This window comes from Acinetobacter sp. 24-47-39, assembly GCF_056783825.1.
This window is the reverse complement of the sequence record NZ_JBWYIP010000013.1, coordinates 48,661-67,154: the sequence shown is the minus strand read 5'-3', so window position 1 is coordinate 67,154 and position 18,494 is coordinate 48,661. Positions and strand designations below refer to the sequence as shown.

The 18,494-nt window shown below is 42.3% G+C and carries 31 protein-coding genes and 1 pseudogene; 5 read left to right on the top strand and 27 right to left on the bottom strand.

Features of this window, described 5'->3' with window-relative positions:
- Positions 1-9: 9 nt before the first annotated feature.
- The 27 genes and pseudogenes from rpsD to AC1M9C_RS12055 form a co-directional block, all read right to left on the bottom strand.
- The gene (gene rpsD, locus AC1M9C_RS12185; RefSeq protein WP_035265160.1) at positions 10-636 is read right to left on the bottom strand and encodes a 30S ribosomal protein S4; all 627 of its coding nucleotides are present in this window, start codon (positions 634-636) and stop codon (positions 10-12) included.
- 12 nt (positions 637-648) lie between these two features.
- Positions 649-1,035 (bottom strand): 30S ribosomal protein S11, encoded by a 387-nt coding sequence (gene rpsK / locus AC1M9C_RS12180; RefSeq protein ID WP_001040166.1) that lies wholly within the window; start codon positions 1,033-1,035, stop codon positions 649-651.
- Positions 1,036-1,054: 19 nt separating this feature from the next.
- The gene (gene rpsM, locus AC1M9C_RS12175; protein ID WP_035265156.1) at positions 1,055-1,411 is read right to left on the bottom strand and encodes a 30S ribosomal protein S13; all 357 of its coding nucleotides are present in this window, start codon (positions 1,409-1,411) and stop codon (positions 1,055-1,057) included.
- A 106-nt stretch (positions 1,412-1,517) separates the two neighbouring features.
- A complete protein-coding gene (gene rpmJ / locus AC1M9C_RS12170; protein WP_000867907.1) occupies positions 1,518-1,634 on the bottom strand; it encodes a 50S ribosomal protein L36 in 117 nt (38 codons plus the stop codon).
- Positions 1,635-1,654: 20 nt separating this feature from the next.
- Positions 1,655-2,974, bottom strand: coding sequence for a preprotein translocase subunit SecY (gene secY, locus AC1M9C_RS12165; protein ID WP_171076742.1), 1,320 nt, complete (start codon positions 2,972-2,974; stop codon positions 1,655-1,657).
- Positions 2,975-3,019: 45 nt separating this feature from the next.
- On the bottom strand, positions 3,020-3,460 hold the full coding sequence (rplO, locus tag AC1M9C_RS12160; RefSeq protein WP_481586790.1) for a 50S ribosomal protein L15: 441 nt from the start codon (positions 3,458-3,460) through the stop codon (positions 3,020-3,022).
- A 3-nt stretch (positions 3,461-3,463) separates the two neighbouring features.
- Positions 3,464-3,640 carry a 50S ribosomal protein L30 gene (gene rpmD / locus AC1M9C_RS12155; RefSeq protein WP_004786899.1) on the bottom strand — a complete coding sequence of 59 codons (177 nt, stop codon included), beginning with the start codon at positions 3,638-3,640 and terminating at the stop codon, positions 3,464-3,466.
- A 6-nt stretch (positions 3,641-3,646) separates the two neighbouring features.
- Complete coding sequence (gene rpsE / locus AC1M9C_RS12150; protein ID WP_035265141.1) at positions 3,647-4,144, bottom strand: 30S ribosomal protein S5; 498 nt, start codon at positions 4,142-4,144, stop codon at positions 3,647-3,649.
- A gap of 2 nt (positions 4,145-4,146) precedes the next feature.
- A complete protein-coding gene (rplR, locus tag AC1M9C_RS12145; RefSeq protein WP_035265138.1) occupies positions 4,147-4,497 on the bottom strand; it encodes a 50S ribosomal protein L18 in 351 nt (116 codons plus the stop codon).
- A 14-nt stretch (positions 4,498-4,511) separates the two neighbouring features.
- Positions 4,512-5,045 (bottom strand): 50S ribosomal protein L6, encoded by a 534-nt coding sequence (gene rplF / locus AC1M9C_RS12140; protein WP_035265135.1) that lies wholly within the window; start codon positions 5,043-5,045, stop codon positions 4,512-4,514.
- A 13-nt stretch (positions 5,046-5,058) separates the two neighbouring features.
- Positions 5,059-5,454 (bottom strand): 30S ribosomal protein S8, encoded by a 396-nt coding sequence (gene rpsH, locus AC1M9C_RS12135; RefSeq protein ID WP_035265132.1) that lies wholly within the window; start codon positions 5,452-5,454, stop codon positions 5,059-5,061.
- Between the two features lie 12 nt (positions 5,455-5,466).
- On the bottom strand, positions 5,467-5,772 hold the full coding sequence (rpsN, locus tag AC1M9C_RS12130; protein ID WP_067731180.1) for a 30S ribosomal protein S14: 306 nt from the start codon (positions 5,770-5,772) through the stop codon (positions 5,467-5,469).
- Between the two features lie 9 nt (positions 5,773-5,781).
- Positions 5,782-6,318, bottom strand: coding sequence for a 50S ribosomal protein L5 (gene rplE / locus AC1M9C_RS12125; RefSeq protein WP_004809796.1), 537 nt, complete (start codon positions 6,316-6,318; stop codon positions 5,782-5,784).
- Positions 6,319-6,334: 16 nt separating this feature from the next.
- Positions 6,335-6,652, bottom strand: coding sequence for a 50S ribosomal protein L24 (gene rplX / locus AC1M9C_RS12120; RefSeq protein ID WP_035265122.1), 318 nt, complete (start codon positions 6,650-6,652; stop codon positions 6,335-6,337).
- 11 nt (positions 6,653-6,663) lie between these two features.
- Positions 6,664-7,032 carry a 50S ribosomal protein L14 gene (gene rplN, locus AC1M9C_RS12115; RefSeq protein WP_035265119.1) on the bottom strand — a complete coding sequence of 123 codons (369 nt, stop codon included), beginning with the start codon at positions 7,030-7,032 and terminating at the stop codon, positions 6,664-6,666.
- A gap of 91 nt (positions 7,033-7,123) precedes the next feature.
- Positions 7,124-7,381 carry a 30S ribosomal protein S17 gene (rpsQ, locus tag AC1M9C_RS12110; protein ID WP_004691314.1) on the bottom strand — a complete coding sequence of 86 codons (258 nt, stop codon included), beginning with the start codon at positions 7,379-7,381 and terminating at the stop codon, positions 7,124-7,126.
- Positions 7,378-7,575 carry a 50S ribosomal protein L29 gene (gene rpmC / locus AC1M9C_RS12105; RefSeq protein ID WP_035265113.1) on the bottom strand — a complete coding sequence of 66 codons (198 nt, stop codon included), beginning with the start codon at positions 7,573-7,575 and terminating at the stop codon, positions 7,378-7,380. The genes rpsQ and rpmC overlap by 4 nt, the downstream gene beginning before the upstream one ends.
- Entirely contained in the window at positions 7,575-7,988 is a 414-nt protein-coding gene (rplP, locus tag AC1M9C_RS12100; protein WP_035265110.1) for a 50S ribosomal protein L16, read from the bottom strand. Before rplP ends, rpmC begins: the two co-directional genes overlap by 1 nt.
- Positions 7,928-8,744, bottom strand: a pseudogene (gene rpsC, locus AC1M9C_RS12095) (30S ribosomal protein S3). The gene rplP and the pseudogene rpsC overlap by 61 nt, the downstream one beginning before the upstream one ends.
- A 1-nt stretch (position 8,745) precedes the next feature.
- Positions 8,746-9,075 carry a 50S ribosomal protein L22 gene (gene rplV, locus AC1M9C_RS12090; protein WP_035265103.1) on the bottom strand — a complete coding sequence of 110 codons (330 nt, stop codon included), beginning with the start codon at positions 9,073-9,075 and terminating at the stop codon, positions 8,746-8,748.
- Between the two features lie 11 nt (positions 9,076-9,086).
- Positions 9,087-9,362, bottom strand: coding sequence for a 30S ribosomal protein S19 (gene rpsS / locus AC1M9C_RS12085; RefSeq protein ID WP_004281508.1), 276 nt, complete (start codon positions 9,360-9,362; stop codon positions 9,087-9,089).
- Positions 9,363-9,381: 19 nt separating this feature from the next.
- A complete protein-coding gene (gene rplB, locus AC1M9C_RS12080) occupies positions 9,382-10,206 on the bottom strand; it encodes a 50S ribosomal protein L2 (protein ID WP_035265099.1) in 825 nt (274 codons plus the stop codon).
- 11 nt (positions 10,207-10,217) lie between these two features.
- On the bottom strand, positions 10,218-10,538 hold the full coding sequence (rplW, locus tag AC1M9C_RS12075) for a 50S ribosomal protein L23 (protein WP_035265097.1): 321 nt from the start codon (positions 10,536-10,538) through the stop codon (positions 10,218-10,220).
- Positions 10,535-11,137, bottom strand: a complete 603-nt coding sequence (rplD, locus tag AC1M9C_RS12070) for a 50S ribosomal protein L4 (protein WP_035265093.1) — start codon at positions 11,135-11,137, stop codon at positions 10,535-10,537. The genes rplW and rplD overlap by 4 nt, the downstream gene beginning before the upstream one ends.
- An 11-nt stretch (positions 11,138-11,148) precedes the next feature.
- Positions 11,149-11,787, bottom strand: a complete 639-nt coding sequence (gene rplC, locus AC1M9C_RS12065) for a 50S ribosomal protein L3 (protein WP_035265091.1) — start codon at positions 11,785-11,787, stop codon at positions 11,149-11,151.
- Between the two features lie 59 nt (positions 11,788-11,846).
- Positions 11,847-12,158, bottom strand: a complete 312-nt coding sequence (rpsJ, locus tag AC1M9C_RS12060; protein WP_004725677.1) for a 30S ribosomal protein S10 — start codon at positions 12,156-12,158, stop codon at positions 11,847-11,849.
- A gap of 235 nt (positions 12,159-12,393) precedes the next feature.
- Positions 12,394-13,152, bottom strand: a complete 759-nt coding sequence (locus AC1M9C_RS12055; RefSeq protein ID WP_481953786.1) for a type 1 glutamine amidotransferase — start codon at positions 13,150-13,152, stop codon at positions 12,394-12,396.
- A 152-nt stretch (positions 13,153-13,304) separates the two neighbouring features.
- Between AC1M9C_RS12055 and AC1M9C_RS12050 the strand changes: the two genes are divergently transcribed.
- From AC1M9C_RS12050 to yihA, 5 genes are all read left to right on the top strand, one after another.
- Positions 13,305-14,507 (top strand): PLP-dependent transferase, encoded by a 1,203-nt coding sequence (locus AC1M9C_RS12050; protein WP_481586788.1) that lies wholly within the window; start codon positions 13,305-13,307, stop codon positions 14,505-14,507.
- 12 nt (positions 14,508-14,519) lie between these two features.
- Positions 14,520-16,070, top strand: a complete 1,551-nt coding sequence (locus AC1M9C_RS12045; RefSeq protein WP_481953785.1) for a helicase HerA-like domain-containing protein — start codon at positions 14,520-14,522, stop codon at positions 16,068-16,070.
- 149 nt (positions 16,071-16,219) lie between these two features.
- Positions 16,220-16,981 (top strand): globin domain-containing protein, encoded by a 762-nt coding sequence (locus AC1M9C_RS12040; RefSeq protein ID WP_481953784.1) that lies wholly within the window; start codon positions 16,220-16,222, stop codon positions 16,979-16,981.
- A 106-nt stretch (positions 16,982-17,087) separates the two neighbouring features.
- Positions 17,088-17,534 carry an RrF2 family transcriptional regulator gene (locus AC1M9C_RS12035; RefSeq protein WP_481586785.1) on the top strand — a complete coding sequence of 149 codons (447 nt, stop codon included), beginning with the start codon at positions 17,088-17,090 and terminating at the stop codon, positions 17,532-17,534.
- Between the two features lie 86 nt (positions 17,535-17,620).
- Entirely contained in the window at positions 17,621-18,475 is an 855-nt protein-coding gene (gene yihA, locus AC1M9C_RS12030; RefSeq protein ID WP_180028257.1) for a ribosome biogenesis GTP-binding protein YihA/YsxC, read from the top strand.
- Positions 18,476-18,494: the final 19 nt, after the last annotated feature.

Genomic DNA, 18,494 nt, shown 5'->3' with positions numbered 1-18,494 from the left:
CCTCAAGGATTATTTAGAATACAATTCAACAATCAAGCTTTCGTTGATTTCAGCAGGTAAATCAGAACGATCAGGTGCAGATTTGAATGTACCTTCTAATTTAGAATGGTCAACTTCCATCCAAGAAGGAGTTCCACGTTGAGCAGCCAATTCAATTGCGTTTTTAATACGTAATTGTTGTTTAGCGCCTTCGTGTACTGCAATCACGTCACCAGCTTTAACTTGGATTGACGCGATGTTAACACGACGACCATTTAAAGTGATTGAACGGTGAGATACAAGCTGACGAGCTTCTGCACGTGTAGAACCAAAGCCCATACGATAAACAACGTTATCTAAACGGCTTTCAAGCAATTTCAACAAGTTTTCACCTGTTGCGCCTTTAACACGAGCAGCTTCTTTATAGTAGTTACTAAATTGACGTTCTAAAACACCGTACATACGACGTACTTTTTGTTTTTCACGTAATTGTAGTGAGTACTCTGATTGTTTACCACCACGAGCTCCACCATGTTGGCCAGGAGCTTTAGCATGTTTTTTTGTCTTAACATCAAACGGTTTAACGCCTGATTTAAGTTGCAGGTCTGTCCCTTCGCGGCGAGAGAGTTTGCATTTTGGACCAATATAACGAGCCATGAATGTTTCTCCTTACACGCGACGTTTTTTAGGTGGACGGCAACCGTTGTGAGGAATTGGAGTCACATCGGTAATGCTATTAATTTTATAACCCACTGCACCTAAAGCACGAACCGCAGATTCACGACCTGGACCAGGACCTTTAACAAGGACGTCCAAGTTTTTCAAACCGTAATCTAAAGCAGCTTTACCAGCAACTTCAGCAGCTACCTGAGCAGCAAACGGAGTTGATTTACGTGATCCACGGAAGCCTTGTCCACCTGAAGTGGCCCAAGCCAGTGCATTACCTTGACGATCGGTAATAGTCACAATGGTGTTATTAAAAGAAGCGTGAATGTGTGCAACACCTTCAGAGACGGTACGAGTGACCTTCTTGCGTGTGCGAGTATCTTTAGCCATCTTTTAGCTTCCAGAAATCTTATTTCTTAATAGGTTTGCGCGGACCTTTACGGGTACGTGCGTTAGTTTTGGTGCGTTGTCCGCGGACAGGCAAGCTGCGACGATGACGAAGACCGCGGTAGCAGCCTAAATCCATTAAACGTTTAATGTTCATGGAAATTTCGCGACGTAAGTCACCTTCGGTCGGAACCTTAGCAACTTCTGCACGAATCGCATCAAGCTGAGCGTCATCTAATTCACGGATCTTAGTAGTTGGTGCAATACCAGTTGCAGCTAAGATTTGCTTAGCAGTATGGCGGCCAATACCAAAGATATACGTAAGAGAGATAACAGCATGCTTGTTATCCGGAATGTTTACACCGGCAATACGAGCCATTCACTTTCTCCAAAAAGGCAGTAGAGATAATCAACCGCCCCACAAAATCTTTGAGGGGCGGATAATAACCTAATTAGCCTACTGAAATCAACAGGTCTTGATCAGATTAACCTTGACGCTGCTTATGACGAGGTTCAGCGCTACAAATCACGCGGATTACCCCATTACGACGGATAACTTTACAGCTACCACAAATTTTCTTTACAGAAGCTTGAACTTTCATGATGAAACCTCTAAGTGCGCTTATCCCTTAGGATGAGCAGTCGTTTTACTCATTAGTGTTTGATTATCATATTGGCGTGATGTGAGGTGTGCCTGTAGCTGAGCCATAAAGTCCATAACTACAACAACCACGATCAACAGCGATGTACCACCCAAATGGAATGGAATACCAAAAGAACTTTGAAGTACCATCGGCATTAAACATACAACAGTGATATAAATCGAACCGATAAATGTTAAACGACTAAGAATATGATCTAAATAACGAGCAGTTTGCTCACCTGGGCGGATACCAGGTACATAAGCTCCACTACGCTTTAAGTTTTCTGATACTTCTTTAGGACTGAAAACTAGTGCCGTATAAAAATAACAGAAGAAAATAATAAGCGCACCGAATAGCACCAAATATAATGGTTGTCCAGGCGATAAAACTAATGCCAAATCTTGTAGTGTACGCTTAACGATCCCTGCATTAGGATCAGAACTACCTAACCATTGACCTAAACTTGCAGGAAACAGCAATAACGAACTTGCGAAAATTGCTGGAATTACACCCGCCATATTTATTTTTAATGGTAAGTGAGTCTGTTGTGCAGTAAATACTCGGCGACCTTGCTGCTTTTGAGCATAGTTAACAGGTATACGACGTTGTGCTTTTTCAATAAACACAATCGCAGCTAAAACAGCTAAAGACAATAAGCCAAATATAGCAATACCAATTAAACTTGATTGACCATTTTCCACAAGGGTAAATGATTGCACAACCATACTTGGTAAACCAGCAACAATACCTGCAAAGATGATCATAGAGATCCCATTACCAACACCACGTTCGGTAATTTGCTCTCCCAACCACATTAAGAACATGGTACCTGCAACTAAAGACGTTAATGCAGGAATATAGAATGCTAAACCTGAAGTAAAGGTAATCCCTTGACTTATCAGACCAGCACACATACCAATACCTTGTACAATTGCAAGGAATAATGTGCCGTAACGCGTATATTGGTTAATCTTACGCTTGCCCTGCTCGCCTTCTTTTTTCAATGCTTCCAGCGAAGGAACAACCGTTGACATTAACTGCACGATAATCGATGCAGAAATATACGGCATGATCCCCAACGCAAGAATGGACATTCGTTCCAATGCCCCGCCTGAGAACATATTAAACAAACCAAGGAAAGTACCCTGGTTTGCATTAAAGAAACGTTCTAAAGCGACATTATCAATACCTGGCAGCGGAATATGCGCTCCTAGTCGAAAGACCACCAAAGCACCAATTAAAAACATTAATCGGCGAATAATTTCACGATATTTCACGTGAAATGGTTGACCTTTCATCATGTGAACATGACCTGTAGAACTAGGAGACATAGACACTCGCGATTACTCCTCGACTTTACCGCCAGCAGCTTCAACAGCAGCTTTAGCGCCTTTAGTCAATGCAACACCTTGAACAGTGAATGCACGAGTGATTTCACCAGAAAGAACGATACGAGCACGAATCATATCTTTACGTACAACGTTCGCTGCTTTTAAAGTTTCAAGAGTAACGATATCGCCTTCAACTTTGTTAAGTTCAGACAAACGTACTTCAGCAGTTTTCAAAGCCAATTGGCTAGTGAAACCGAACTTAGGTAGACGACGATATAATGCAGTTTGACCACCCTCAAAACCTGGACGAGTACCACCGCTCTTACGTGAGTTTTGACCTTTGACACCACGGCCACCAGTCTTACCAACGCCAGAACCAATACCACGGCCTAAACGAAGGTTATCACGTTTAGCACCTTCTGCAGGTGCAATTGTATTTAAACGCAGAGTCATGGCTTATTCCTCTACACTAACCATATAGTAAACTTGATTGATCATACCACGGTTAGAAGGAGTATCTTGAACTTCTACAGTGTGACCAATACGACGCAGACCTAAACCTTTAAGGCTAAGCTTGTGATTTTTCAAGCGATGCGATGCAGATTTAGTCTGGGTAACTTTAATCGTTTTCATGATTGATTACCCTTGAATTTGTGCTACTGAAAGACCACGTTTCGCAGCAACTTTCTCAGGAGAAGTCATATCACGCAGACCATTGAAAGTCGCGTTTACTACGTTCGCAGCGTTAGTAGAACCATAACATTTAGTTAATACGTTACGTACACCAACAGCTTCTAAAACAGCACGCATAGCGCCACCAGCAATTACACCAGTACCTTCAGAAGCAGGTTGCATGTAAACACGGCTAGCACCGTGACGAGCGTTGATAGGGTGCTGAACAGTACCATCAACAAGTTCAACAGTAATCATGTTGCGACGAGCAGCTTCAAGTGCTTTAGAAATAGCAGCTGGAACTTCACGAGCTTTACCACGACCAAAACCTACGCGACCATTACCATCACCCACAACAGTTAATGCTGTGAAAGAGAAGATACGACCACCCTTAACAACTTTGGCTACACGATCAACGGCAACCAGCTTTTCAACAAGACCTTCGTTTTGTTCAACTTTAGCCATGATTAGAACTCCAAGCCGTTTTCACGAGCAGCATCAGCCAAGGCTTTGATACGACCATGATATTTGAAACCAGAACGGTCAAATGCAACTTTAGTTACGCCAGCTGCTTTAGCACGTTCAGCGATTAAAGCACCAACTTTAGTAGCTGCTTCAACGTTACCTGTAGTACCACTACGTAACGTAGCATCTAAAGTAGAAGCTTGCGCTAATACTTTGCCACCATCTGCTGAGATTACTTGAGCATAGATGTGACGCGGAGTGCGGTTTACACACAAACGAGTCGCACCCAATGCACGGATGTGCAAGCGTGTGCTTTTCGCACGACGCAAACGGGTTTGTTTCTTTTCGTTCATAAGAACCTCGCGCCTTATTTCTTCTTAGCTTCTTTACGAAGTACAACTTCATCAGAATAACGAACACCTTTACCTTTATATGGCTCTGGCGGACGGTAACCACGGATATCTGCAGCAACTTGACCTAAAGCTGCTTTATCAGCAGATTTAAGCACGATTTCAGTAGCTGTAGGAGTTTCAGCAGTTACACCTTCAGGAAGGTTGTAATCGATCGGGTGAGAGAAACCTAGGTTAAGGTGAACTGTGTTCCCTTTAACCGCAGCTTTATAACCAACACCGATAAGTTGTAACTTACGTTCGAAACCTTCGCTAACACCTTTAACAAGGTTGTTAAGCACAGCGCGAGCAGTACCAGCTTGCATCCAAGCATCTTTAGATTCAGCTTTAGGAGCAACAGCTAGAATACCGTCTTCCTGTTTTAGCTCGACCAGCGCATGCAGGTTGAAAGACAAAGTACCTTTGCTGCCTTTCACTTCGACCTGCCGGCCGTTCTGAGTAACTGTTACACCGTTAGGTACAGTTACTGGGGCTTTAGCCACACGAGACATGAGGAATCACCTATTAAGAAACAAAAGCAATAACTTCACCACCGATACCTGCAGCACGTGCAGCGCGATCAGTCATGATGCCTTTGCTTGTAGAAACAATTGCAATACCTAAACCTTGCTTAACGCTTGGAAGGTTATCTTTACCGCGATATTGACGTAAACCTGGACGGCTAACGCGCTTCACAGTTTCAATAACTGGTTTGCCTTCGAAATATTTTAAAGTCAAAGTAAGTGTTGGTTTGCCTTCAGCATCCGCAACAGCTACGTCAGCGATATAACCTTCTTGTTGAAGAACGTTAGCAATCGCAACTTTTAACTTTGAGTTTGGCATAGAAACAGTTTGTTTCTTCGCCATTTGTGCGTTACGAACACGTGTTAACATGTCGGCAACGGTATCTTGCATACTCATTTATAGTGCTCCTTACCAGCTTGCCTTAACAACGCCTGGTACATCACCTTGCATTACTGTGTCACGTAATTTGTTACGGCTTAAACCGAACTTACGGAAGTAACCATGAGGACGACCAGTTAAACCACAACGGTTACGAAGACGTACTGGAGATGCATTACGTGGTAATGCTTGTAACTTCATCATCGCTTCGAAACGCTCTTCGTCGCTTGCATTTACGTTTGCAATAACAGCTTTTAATTCAGCACGTTTTGCAGCGTATTTAGCAACAGTAGCTTCGCGTTTCAATTCGCGATTAATCATACCTTTCTTAGCCATATCGACCTCTTATTTGAACGGGAAGCCGAATGCACGCATAAGCGCACGGCCTTCGTCATCGGTGCGAGCAGTCGTAGTGATGGTAATATCCATACCACGAATACGGTCAATCTTATCAAAATCGATCTCAGGGAACATGATCTGTTCTTTAAGACCCATAGAGTAGTTACCACGACCGTCAAATGATTTCGCAGAGAAACCACGGAAGTCACGGATACGAGGGATCGCGATAGAGATCAAACGGTCTAAGAATTCGTACATGCGTTCGCCGCGTAAAGTAACTTTACAACCAATCGGCCAACCATCACGGATTTTGAAACCAGCGATAGATTTACGAGCTAACGTAAGAACTGGTTTTTGACCAGCGATAGCTTGCATATCAGAAAGAGCACCATCAAGGAGTTTTTTGTCAGCAGCAGCTGCACCAACACCCATATTGATCGTGATTTTAGTGATGCGAGGGATCTCCATCACATTCTTAACGCCCAATTGTTCTTGTAATTGAGCTTTAAGTTCGTCGTTGTAACGCGCTTTAAGTCTGGCCATTGCCTATTTCAACCTATTACTTCGCTACCGCCACTGATTCACCATTTGATTTGTAAACGCGAGTTTTCACGCCATCAATCACTTGGTAACCAACACGGTCAGCCTTTTGGGTTGTAGCATTAAAAATTGCCACGTTAGAGATATGAAGCAAAGCTTCTTGTGTAACGATAGCGCCTTCAGCACCTGTTGCACGGTTAGGCTTTTGATGCTTCTTAACTAAGTTAAGACCTTCAACCTTAACTCGGTCATTAGAAACAGACAAAACAGTACCTTGTTTGCCTTTTTCTTTACCTGCGATCACGATTACTTGATCGCCTTTTTTAATCTTAGCCATGATTGCCTCTATTATAGAACTTCAGGAGCCAATGAAATGATTTTCATGAACTGTTCAGTACGAAGTTCACGAGTCACTGGTCCGAAAATACGAGTAGCAATCGGAGCTTTGTTGTTGTTCAAAATAACAGCAGCGTTATCATCGAAACGAATAACAGAACCATCTGGACGACGGATACCGAATTTTGTACGTACAACTACTGCATTCATTACGTCGCCTTTTTTAACACGGCCACGTGGAATTGCTTCTTTTACAGTAACTTTAATAATGTCGCCAACTGAAGCATAACGACGATGTGAACCACCAAGTACTTTAATACATTGTACACGGCGAGCACCACTGTTGTCTGCTACGTCGAGCATAGTTTCGGTCTGAATCATTGCCCTACTCCAAAACCGAGCATCACCGGTCACAATTTCGAAAGGCTCAAAGAGTACTCGAAATTGACCGATGATGCAACAAGAACGTTATTTACTCAGCAGCTGCTTCAACAACTTCAACTAAAGTCCAAGACTTAGTTTTAGAAATTGGGCGGCTTTCTTTGATAGTTACAACATCGCCAGTTTTAGCAGTGTTGTTCTCATCATGAGCGTGTAATTTTGTTGAACGGCGGATTGATTTGCCATACAACGGGTGTTGAACGCGGCGTTCGATAAGAACAACGATAGACTTGTCCATCTTGTCGCTTACTACTTTGCCTGTTAACGTGCGAACTGTTTGCTCACTCATTGTGCGTTCCCCTGTTTTTCGGTAAGGAGGGTCTTGATGCGAGCAATAGTTTTACGAGTTAATTGCACTTCGTGCGATTTACCCAATTGACCAGTTGCTTTAGCCATGCGAAGACGGAATTGGTTCAACTGTTGCTCATCAAGCAAAGCTGTCAATTCTTCTACCGACTTTTCACGTAGATCTTTAGTTTTCATTACATTACCGTCCGAGTCACGATAGTGGTTTTAAACGGAAGTTTAGCAGCAGCAAGCGTAAATGCTTCACGCGCTAATTCTTCGTTCACACCTTCCATTTCGTACAGGATCTTACCTGGTTTGATTTCACAAACCCAATATTCCACAGAACCTTTACCTTTACCCATACGAACTTCTAATGGTTTTTCAGTAATTGGTTTGTCCGGGAATACACGGATAAAGATCTTACCACCACGTTTTACACGACGGCTGATTGTACGACGCGCTGCTTCAATTTGACGCGCAGTCATGCGACCACGTTCAACTGATTTAAGTGCGATAGTACCAAAAGATACTGTGCTACCGCGATGTGCTAGACCAGTGTTACGGCCTTTTTGCACTTTACGGAATTTAGTACGTTTAGGTTGCAACATGGATTATTCTCCTTTTTCAGCAGAACGATCATTGCGACGACCACGACGCTCTTGACCTTCACCACGACCGCGACCACGTTTAGCTGGACGTTCTTCAGCTGGAGCTGGGTTCATGACTTGTTTCATGCCGCCCAAGATCTCACCACGGAAGATCCAAACTTTAACGCCGATCGTACCGTAAGTAGTTTCTGCGCGAACCGCTGAATAGTCGATGTCAGCACGAAGAGTATGTAGAGGTACACGACCTTCACGATACCATTCAGTACGTGCAATCTCTGCACCGCCTAAACGACCAGAAACTTCAACTTTGATACCTTTCGCACCAGCACGCATAGTGTTTTGAACCGCACGCTTCATAGCACGACGGAACATTACACGTTTTTCTAATTGAGAAGCAATTGCTTCACCAACTAGACGAGCGTCTAAATCTGGACGATCAATTTCGTTGATGCTTACTTGCGCTGGAACACCCATAATATTGGTAAGTTCGCGCTGTAATTTTTCAATGTCTTCGCCTTTTTTACCGATTACGATACCAGGACGAGCAGTGCTAATTGTTACTTTAGCAGCACCTGTTGGACGTTCGATAAGAATATTGCTTACCATCGCATTCTTGAGTTTTTTATTCAAAAACTCACGAACTTGAAGATCTTTAAGCAAGTATTCAGCGTATTGTTTCGGATTCGCATACCAGTTAGCGTTATGACGTTTCACAACACCTAGGCGGATACCGATTGGATGAACCTTCTGACCCATATCAAACCCCTACCTTAACGGTGATGTGACAAGTACGCTTAGTAATACGATCTGCACGGCCTTTAGCACGTGGCAAAATACGTTTAAGGCTCATGCCTTCATCAACGTAGATCGTAGAAACTTTAAGATCGTCTACATCTAAACTGTTATTATGTTCAGCGTTTGCAATCGCAGATTCCAACGCTTTCTTAACTAAAACTGCAGCTTTTTTGTTGCTGAAGTTTAGGATGTTAAGAGCGTGCGCAACAGATTTGCCGCGAATCAAGTCTGCAACCAAACGAGCTTTTTGTGCCGAGATAGCGGCACCGCGTAATTTAGCAGTTACTTCCATCATAGCACCTATTAACGTTTAGATTTCTTGTCAACACCGTGACCACGGTAAGTACGAGTCGGTGCAAATTCACCAAGCTTGTGACCAACCATATGCTCAGATACGATTACCGGAACATGGTTACGACCATTGTGTACAGAAATTGTTAAACCAACAAAATCCGGGAGGATCATCGAACGACGCGACCAAGTTTTGATCGGCTTACGGTTATTAGCCGCGATAGCCGCTTCAACCTTAGCGAACAAGTGCGCATCGACGAATGGGCCTTTTTTCAGAGAACGAGGCATTGTCAGATTCCTTTACTTGTTACTTAACGCGACGGTCGCGAATGATCATCTTAGTCGTACGCTTATTGGTACGTGTCTTGTACCCTTTAGCTTTTTGACCCCATGGGCTTACAGGTTGAATACCTTTGTTACGCCCTTCACCACCACCATGTGGGTGATCTACCGGGTTCATCGCCATACCACGAACGGTAGGACGAACACCACGCCAGCGTGAAGCACCAGCTTTACCTAGTGAACGTAAGTTGCTTTCTTGGTTAGAAACTTCACCAAGAACTGCGCGACATTCAACGTGTACTTTACGCATTTCGCCAGAACGTAGACGAATAATTGCGTAAGAACCGTCACGACCCAATAACTGAGCAGAAGCACCAGCAGAACGCACTAATTGTGCGCCTTTACCGATTTTAAGCTCGATATTGTGAAGAGTAGAACCGATAGGCATGTTACGAAGTGGTAAGCAGTTACCTGGACGAATTGGAGCATCGTTACCAGATTGAACTTTATCACCAGCACGTAGACCTTTAGGCGCAATGATATAACGACGCTCACCGTCAGCATACAAAACTAATGCAATGTGTGCAGTACGGTTAGGATCGTATTCGATACGCTCTACAGTCGCAGGAATGCCATCTTTGTTACGTTTAAAGTCAACAATACGGTAATGTTGCTTGTGACCACCACCAACGTGACGTGTAGTAATGTGACCGTTGTTATTACGACCACCAGTACGTTTTTTAGCTTCTACCAACGGAGCATAAGGCGCACCTTTGTGAAGATGGTCGTGAACGACTTTCTCTACAAAGCGACGTCCTGGAGACGTTGGCTTACATTTTTGAATAGGCATAATTCTCGTCCTTATTCCGCTGTGCTTTCAGCGGTATCGCCCAAGTCAGCCATTTCTACATCTTGGCCAGCTTTCAGGGTGACGTATGCTTTTTTAACATCAGAACGACGTCCGATAGTTTTACCAAAGCGTTTAGTCTTACCTTTAGTGATAGTCGTGTTAACTTTAACAACTTCTACACCAAATAATTGTTCAACTGCTTTTTTGATTTCAAGTTTGTTTGCATCGATAGCAACTTTAAACACTTGAACACCAGCAGTTTCACCTAAAACTTGTGCTTTTTCTGAGAATACAGGTCCTTTTAGGACTTGATAGATACGTTCGTTGTTCATCCGAGTTCTACCTCAATTTTCTTAGCAGCAGCTACAGACATAACAACTTTATCGAACGCGATCAAGCTAACAGGATCGATAGCAGCAGCATCAACCACATCAACGTGTGGAAGGTTACGAGCAGCTAGATACAAGTTCTCATCAACAGCATCAGTAACGATTAATGCACGAGTAGCATTCAAGTCGTTAAGTTTTGCAAGCAATTCTTTAGTTTTTGGAGCAGCTACAGCAAACTCTTCAACTAAAACTAAGCGATCTTGACGAACAAGTTCAGCCAGGATGCATTGCATAGCACCGCGATACATTTTACGGTTTACTTTTTGAGACCAGTCTTGTGGACGAGCAGCAAAAGTTTTACCACCGCCAACCCAGATTGGGCTACGAATAGAACCAGCACGAGCGCGACCAGTACCTTTTTGACGGAATGGTTTTTTACCACCGCCAGAAACGTCCGCACGTGATTTCTGAGCTTTTGAACCTTGACGACCACCAGCTAAATAAGCTGTAACAACTTGGTGTACAAGAGCTTCATTGAATTCACGACCGAACGCAACTTCTGATAATTCAACAGCAGAGCCGGAAACAGTATTTAAATTCACGTTATTTCCCCTCAAGCCTTGATAGTAGGACGAACAGTTACGTCACCACCGGTAGCACCAGGAACCGCGCCTTTAACTACAAGAACTGAACGTTCTGTATCGATAGCAACGATTTCAAGACCCTGTGTAGTTACGCGTTCAGCACCTAAATGGCCAGCCATTTTTTTGCCTTTGAATACGCGACCAGGAGTCTGGTTTTGACCTGTAGAACCTAGAACACGGTGAGAAACAGAGTTACCGTGAGTAGCGTCTTGAGTACGGAAGTTCCAACGCTTAACACCACCTTGGAAACCTTTACCTTTAGACTGACCAGTTACGTCAACGATTTGACCCACTGTGAACAAATCTACACCGATAGTTCCGCCAACTTCACGACCTTCAAGATCAGCTTCTGTAACACGGAACTCTTGAACTAAACGACCAGCAGCAACACCCGCTTTAGCGAAGTGACCTTTCTGAGCATTAGTAACGCGAGATTCGCGACGTTCACCAGTAGTGATTTGAATCGCTTGATAACCATCAGTTTCAAGCGTTTTGATTTGAGTGATGCGGTTAGGATCAACCTCAATCACTGTAACAGGTACAGAAACACCAGCATCTGTAAAGATACGTGTCATACCGCACTTGCGACCGACTAAACCAATAGCCATGTGCATAAACCTCTAAAAAAGCGGCTTAATTAACTTAGAGTGTTAATTAACCGAAAGCCTTAACCCAATGCGATCTGAACGTCTACACCAGCTGCAAGATCTAATTTCATCAATGCATCTACAGTTTTGTCTGTAGGTTGAACGATGTCGATCAAACGTTTGTAAGTGCGGATTTCATACTGATCACGCGCGTCTTTGTTAACGTGCGGTGAAGTTAGAACGTTAAAACGCTCGATGCGAGTTGGCATCGGGATTGGACCACAAACTTGTGCGCCAGTACGTTTTGCTGTTTCTACGATCTCTTGAGAAGATTGATCAATTAAACGGTGATCAAAAGACTTCAAACGGATACGGATTCTCTGGTTAGACATACCAGTAAACTCCAAGCCAAATATATAAAGAATCACCCATGACGCATCTCCCCCTGTCCGAAAACAAGGCAAGTGTCAGAGGCAGTGAAAATCACTAAGGTCGTGATCGATGCCACGACTGTAACGATCTAAACAACAATCAACGTTGTTTAGCCCTTAATATTAAAGGGTCGCCCATTATAACGATTGTTTAACTGTTAAGCAAACCTATTTATCATTTTTTCTCAATTTACGGTTAAGCGTTGGCGGCTTTCTTTTGTACACCCTGCCCGAACCCCAATACATAATTAATTGCATCGATCAGCAATTCATTCCCTTTATGAAACCTCGTTTTTTTTGTTTGTTTTAAGGTATCTAAAGATTGTACATAAGCGCCAGAAAATACCTTTTCATGCTCTTCATTCTCAATATACATTTGTAAAACTTTCGGCGTTATTTCTGGATGAAACTGAAAACCCAGCACATTCTTTCCAATTTGGTACATTTGGTTTGCACACACATTATTTTCAGCCAGTCTGACGCCTCCTTTAGGAATCTCAAAAGTCTCACTGTGCCATTGCATTATTTCCAATTCTTTAGGTATTTCAAAGTAATCTGATAAACCATGTTGAGTTCTGAAGACTTTAGTCCAACCTAACTCTTGTTGTTCATTTAAACGTACACTTGCTCCCAAAGCATTGGCTATAAGCTGACCTCCGAGACACAAACCAATTGCAGGCTTGCCCAGTGATAAATATCGACGGATCCATCTTTTTTCTATTTTTAGCCATGGATAATTTGCCTCATCATTTACACTCATTGCTCCACCCATGATGATGAGTAAATCAATATCTTCAATTGCTGGTAACGCCTCGATTTCTAATGCCATCTCAACAGGTAATGCAAAAAACTCCGTAGCACTAATTTGCGCTCCAATTGATTTTAAATATTCATAACAACTTCCGAACCCTTCACCAGCAATATGCTGAAAGTAATGCACTTTTAATGGCTTCATTTTCCAACCCGAACTATTCTTATATTGCACTAGCAGTTGCAAAAATGAAGCCAACCTATAGGTTGTTAAATAATTTTAAACAAAGCACAGCTATGCAGTTTTTTAGTAGTATGTTTTGTTAGTTATAAAATGACGGTTTATACAGGTAAATTGTGAAAATAAATACGCAAACTCAACTCATACACAGCCCTAGAAAAGCACCTCAACTTTTAAATAGTATTCAACCCCCTATTTATCGTGCATCAACGATCATTTTTGAAAATACCGATGCTCTTTTCAATCGCCATTGGACCGATGCTTATGACTATAGTTACGGAACGCATGGCACCCCCACTACGTTTACGCTAGGCGACAATATTGCACAATTAGAAGGCGGAGAATACTGCCTACTTGCACCAAGCGGACTCTCTGCAATCAACTTGGTGAATTCTTGTTTTTTAGCACATGGTGATGAAGTTTGGGTCGCTGACAATATTTACGGTCCAAATATGGAGCATCTGCGAAACCTAGAATCACGTTATGGTATTGCCGTTAAGGTCTATAACCCAATTGATGTTGAGAGCTTTAAACCAAGTGATAAAGCTAAGTTAATTTGGTTAGAAGCTGCAGGATCTGTAACACTTGAATTTCCAGATTTAACGAATCTGGTGAAAAAAGCTCAAGCTCATAAGATGCTTACCGCACTTGATAATACTTGGGGAGCGGGTCTAGCTTTTAATGCTTTTGATTTTGGTACAGAACACTTAGCAGTCGATATTACCGTCCATGCACTCACCAAATATCCAAGCGGTGGTGGTGACATTCTCATGGGAAGTGTCGTAACAAAAAACAAGGATTTATACCACAAGCTATTTCGCATGCATGCAATTCAAGGAATTTCTATATCAGGCGATGACACCGCACAGATTCAGCGCAGCCTATCTTCAATGGAACTCCGTTATACGCACCAATCTAAATCAGCGCTAACTTTATTAAGCTGGCTTCAACAGCAAAATGAGTTTGCACAAGTATTGCACCCTGCCAATCCAAAATCTGCAGGTCATACTTTTTGGAAAGAAGTTTGCCTATCAGAATTAAGCGCAGGTTTGATCAGTGTAATTTTTGATAAAAAATATAATCTTCAAGATATACGCAATTTTTGTGATGCTCTCCACCTGTTTAAATTAGGTTTTAGCTGGGGTGGCCCAGTGAGTTTAGTAATGCTCTATCAAATTGATCAAATGCGTGAGCTTGCACATCCACATTTAGAAGAAGGAATATTGGTTCGTTTTTGTATAGGACTGGAACATCCTCACGATTTGATAGAAGATATTCAACAAGCACTCAAAATAATGCAACAACAAAAGATCAAATAAAAAGGAATAATTATGGGCACACCAATTGTCATCGCAAAAAAAACCTCAGATACACCCCAAGAGATTGTTTTACATTCGCAACTGGCAAACCGACATGGCTTGATTGCCGGCGCAACAGGAACAGGTAAAACAGTCACTTTGAAGGTCTTGGCAGAGAGCTTTTCTCGTATTGGTGTGCCAGTATTTTTAGCCGATGCAAAAGGTGATGTATCTAGCCTTGCCAAAGCAGGTGAAAGCAATTCAAAGTTTGATGAACGCATCAAGAGCCTCAATATTGAATCAATTCCATTTAGCGCATCACCTGTGGTTTTTTGGGATTTATTTGGCGAACAAGGTCATCCGATTCGGACTACAGTATCAGAAATTGGTCCATTGCTTTTAGCCCGAATGCTGAATTTGAATGACACCCAAGAAGGTGTGCTTTCTGCGATTTTCCGCATCGCGGATGATCAAGGTTTATTACTGATCGACTTTAAAGACCTCAAGGCGATGATCACTTATGTGACTGAGCATGCAGCTGACTTTAAAGCAGAATACGGCAATCTTTCTCCTGCCAGCTTGGGTGCAATCCAACGTAATTTGCTAGCACTGTCCGATCAAGGCGGTGATCAATTTTTTGGTGAGCCTGCATTAGACCTTATGGATTTTATCCAAACCGATGCACAAGGTCACGGCAATATTAATTTGCTCGCTGCCGATAAATTAATGAACACACCAAAGCTGTATGCGACTTTCTTACTGTGGATGCTTTCCGAACTGTTTGAACAATTACCTGAAGTCGGTGATATGGATAAACCGAAATTGGTATTTTTCTTCGATGAAGCACATTTACTGTTTGACAATACCAGCCCTGCTTTGCAAGAAAAGATCGAACAAGTGGTACGCTTAATCCGCTCTAAGGGAGTAGGTATTTATTTTGTCACACAAAATCCGCTGGATTTACCTGAAAGTGTTTTAGGACAACTGGGCAACCGTGTTCAACATGCACTTCGTGCCTTCACACCAAAAGATCAAAAAGCAGTAAAAACTGCAGCTGATACTTTTAGACCCAATCCTGCATTCAAAGTACAGGACGCCATTACGGAGTTGGCAGTTGGTGAAGCGCTGATTAGCTGTCTAGATGAGAAAGGCACGCCACAAATGGTTGAACGCGGCTGGGTCATACCCCCATATTCATCTTTTACACCTATCACGCTTGAAGAGCGCAAGACGCTCATGACAAACAGTGTGGTTGCAGGTGTTTATGAGCAAGTACTTGATAGAGAAAGTGCTTTTGAAATGCTGCAAAACAAAGTAGTTCAGCGTCAACAACAAGCCGAACAAGAAGCGTTAGCAAAACAACAAGCTAAGGAACAAGAGGCCTACGCGAAGCAAATTGCTAAAGAGCAAGAACGCCTTGCCCGTGAACAACAAAAAGAAGCAGAACGTGCAGCCAAACAACGCGAAAAACTCACCCAAGATATTGTCGGTACGTTTGCTAAAAGTGCTGCACGAAGCCTCGGCGGAAGCACTGGGCAAAAAATTGTACGCGGTCTACTGGGCTCATTATTTGGAAAAAAATAGTCCTCCCTTTACCCATCATTTTTAACTTCATTATGGGATATTTTAATATCCCATAATTATTTTAAGGTTTTCTATGCAAGTCATATTGCAGCTCGACCCCAAAAGATGTATTTTAAATATATCTTTTAATAAAGCCAAAGTTGAAGCTCATGACGCCACAACATATTGAACTTGTAAAAGCGACTGTTCCCGTTCTGCGTGAGAATGGTGTTGCCCTTACGACCTATTTCTATAATCGCATGCTGAACAACAACCCCGAGTTAAAAAATACATTTAACATGGATCATCAAAGTACTGGTCGTCAGCCACGTGCTTTAGCTGCTGCTGTTTTGGCATATGCTGAAAATATTGAAAATCCTACAGTGTTGGCAAAAGCGATTGAGCGAATTACCACTAAACACGTAAGTTTAGACATTCAAGCGGATCAATACTCGATTGTGGGTGAAAACCTTCTGCATTCAATCAGCGAAGTATTAGATGTGCCAATGGACTCTGATCTGATTGCTGCTTGGAAAGCCGCGTATATGCAATTGGCAGACATTTTAATTGGTGTTGAAAAATCAAAATATGAAGCTTTGACTGCACAAAATGGCGGTTGGGCTGGCTGGCGTGAATTTAAACTTACAGCGATTGAAGCTGAAGCTAACACCAAAACCTTAACTTTAGCTGCCAAAGACGGTCACACCTTTGCGACGGCTGAAGCAGGTGAATATATTTCGGTGCGAGTCCAAGTACCGGGGCAAGAGATGCGCCAACCACAACAATTTAGCTTTGATGCTGCACAAGCTGACCAGTATCAAATCACAGTGAAAGCGGTAGATGAAGCTACTGAATATTCTGTGGCAAATATCTTATTAAACCACTATCAAGTAGGTGATGTTGTTGAGGTATCTGCGCCACTAAAAAATTGATTCATCTAAATCTTCAACCGAAATAAGATATTAAGAGATCACTGAAAGCTCCGTTCGCGGGGCTTTCAATGTTAAGATAGGAATAAGCTGTCTTTTATGATGATCTATGCAACTGAATAAATTTACCGACTATGCCCTGCGTATATTGATGTATGTCGCACAACCTCGCGACTTGCCTTATACCATTGCAGAGCTGGCAAACCAATTGCAGGTCTCAGAAAACCACGCCATGAAAATCGTTCACTTTATGGCAAAACAAAATTGGCTAATGACCACTCGAGGCAAAGGTGGCGGTATACGTCTAGCCCCTCAAACTCTGAATATCTCATTAGGGACTTTAGTGAGAACACTTCAAGGCGATCAGCAAATTGTAGAGTGTCATAACCCACCATGCGTATTAAGAAGTGACTGTGGCTTAAAAGGCATTTTAGATCATGCAGTCAAACAGTTTTATCAGCATTTAGATCAATTTAAACTGAAGGATGTTATACCCACCTTAGGTATAAAATTCAATTCAGATTCACCCATTCCGTTCATTCAAGTTACACCATAGATTTACTCAATTCGATTGAGTATTCGCTTGCATGCGCGACTTCCTTTATAATAGCTGATTGTAAATTGAGTTATTGAAGTTGAGCTATGCATCACAGCAGAGGAAAGTCGAAAAACAGTAAGGCGTCAAATGCCCCAAAGCAAAAGATCAGCTATGAGAAAAAAGCCGATCCAGCGATTACTGAATATTCGGTTCAAGCGCTCAACTGGTTGCGCAAAGCCGAATTCTTAATGAGTGCACCAAAACTGAATTTATGTGTCGATGACACAGGTTATGAGATTGCTTTTGCAGGTCGTTCGAATGCTGGTAAATCGAGTGCGATTAATGCATTAACTAATCAAAAACAACTTGCACGTGCGTCTAAAAAACCTGGTCGCACACAAATGATTAACTTTTTTAGCATGGGCAATGCCGAACAAAGATTAGTTGACCTTCCTGGATATGGCTATGCTGCTGTACCTGAAAGCATGAAAATCGTTTGGCAAAAAGAGCTTGAAAACTACCTCATTCATCGTGAAAGTTTACAAGGGCTTGTATTGTTAATGGACATACGACACCCTTTACAACATTTCGATGTCATGATGTTAGAATGGGCTTATTCACGTAAATTATTTGTCCATGTTTTATTAACAAAATCAGATAAGTTAAATCGTGGTCCAGCTTCCAAAGCATTGCAAGAAGTTAAAGCTCAATTAAAGAAAATGAAGCTTAACTTCTCTATCCAATTGTTCTCATCCCTCAATAAGCAAGGTCTTGAAGAACTCGCAAGCGTTATTGCTGGTCGTTTAAATTTTACGCTTGAGCAACCTAACGGATTTGATCTAAGTGCAATTCCTGAAGTAAGTGAATCAGACATCGATGAAGATTTTGATCATGATATTCAACAAGATGATGAATCACCAAGCGAAACAACCGAACTAGAATCCAACAAAGCCGAATAGTATCTACCCTACTGAATGG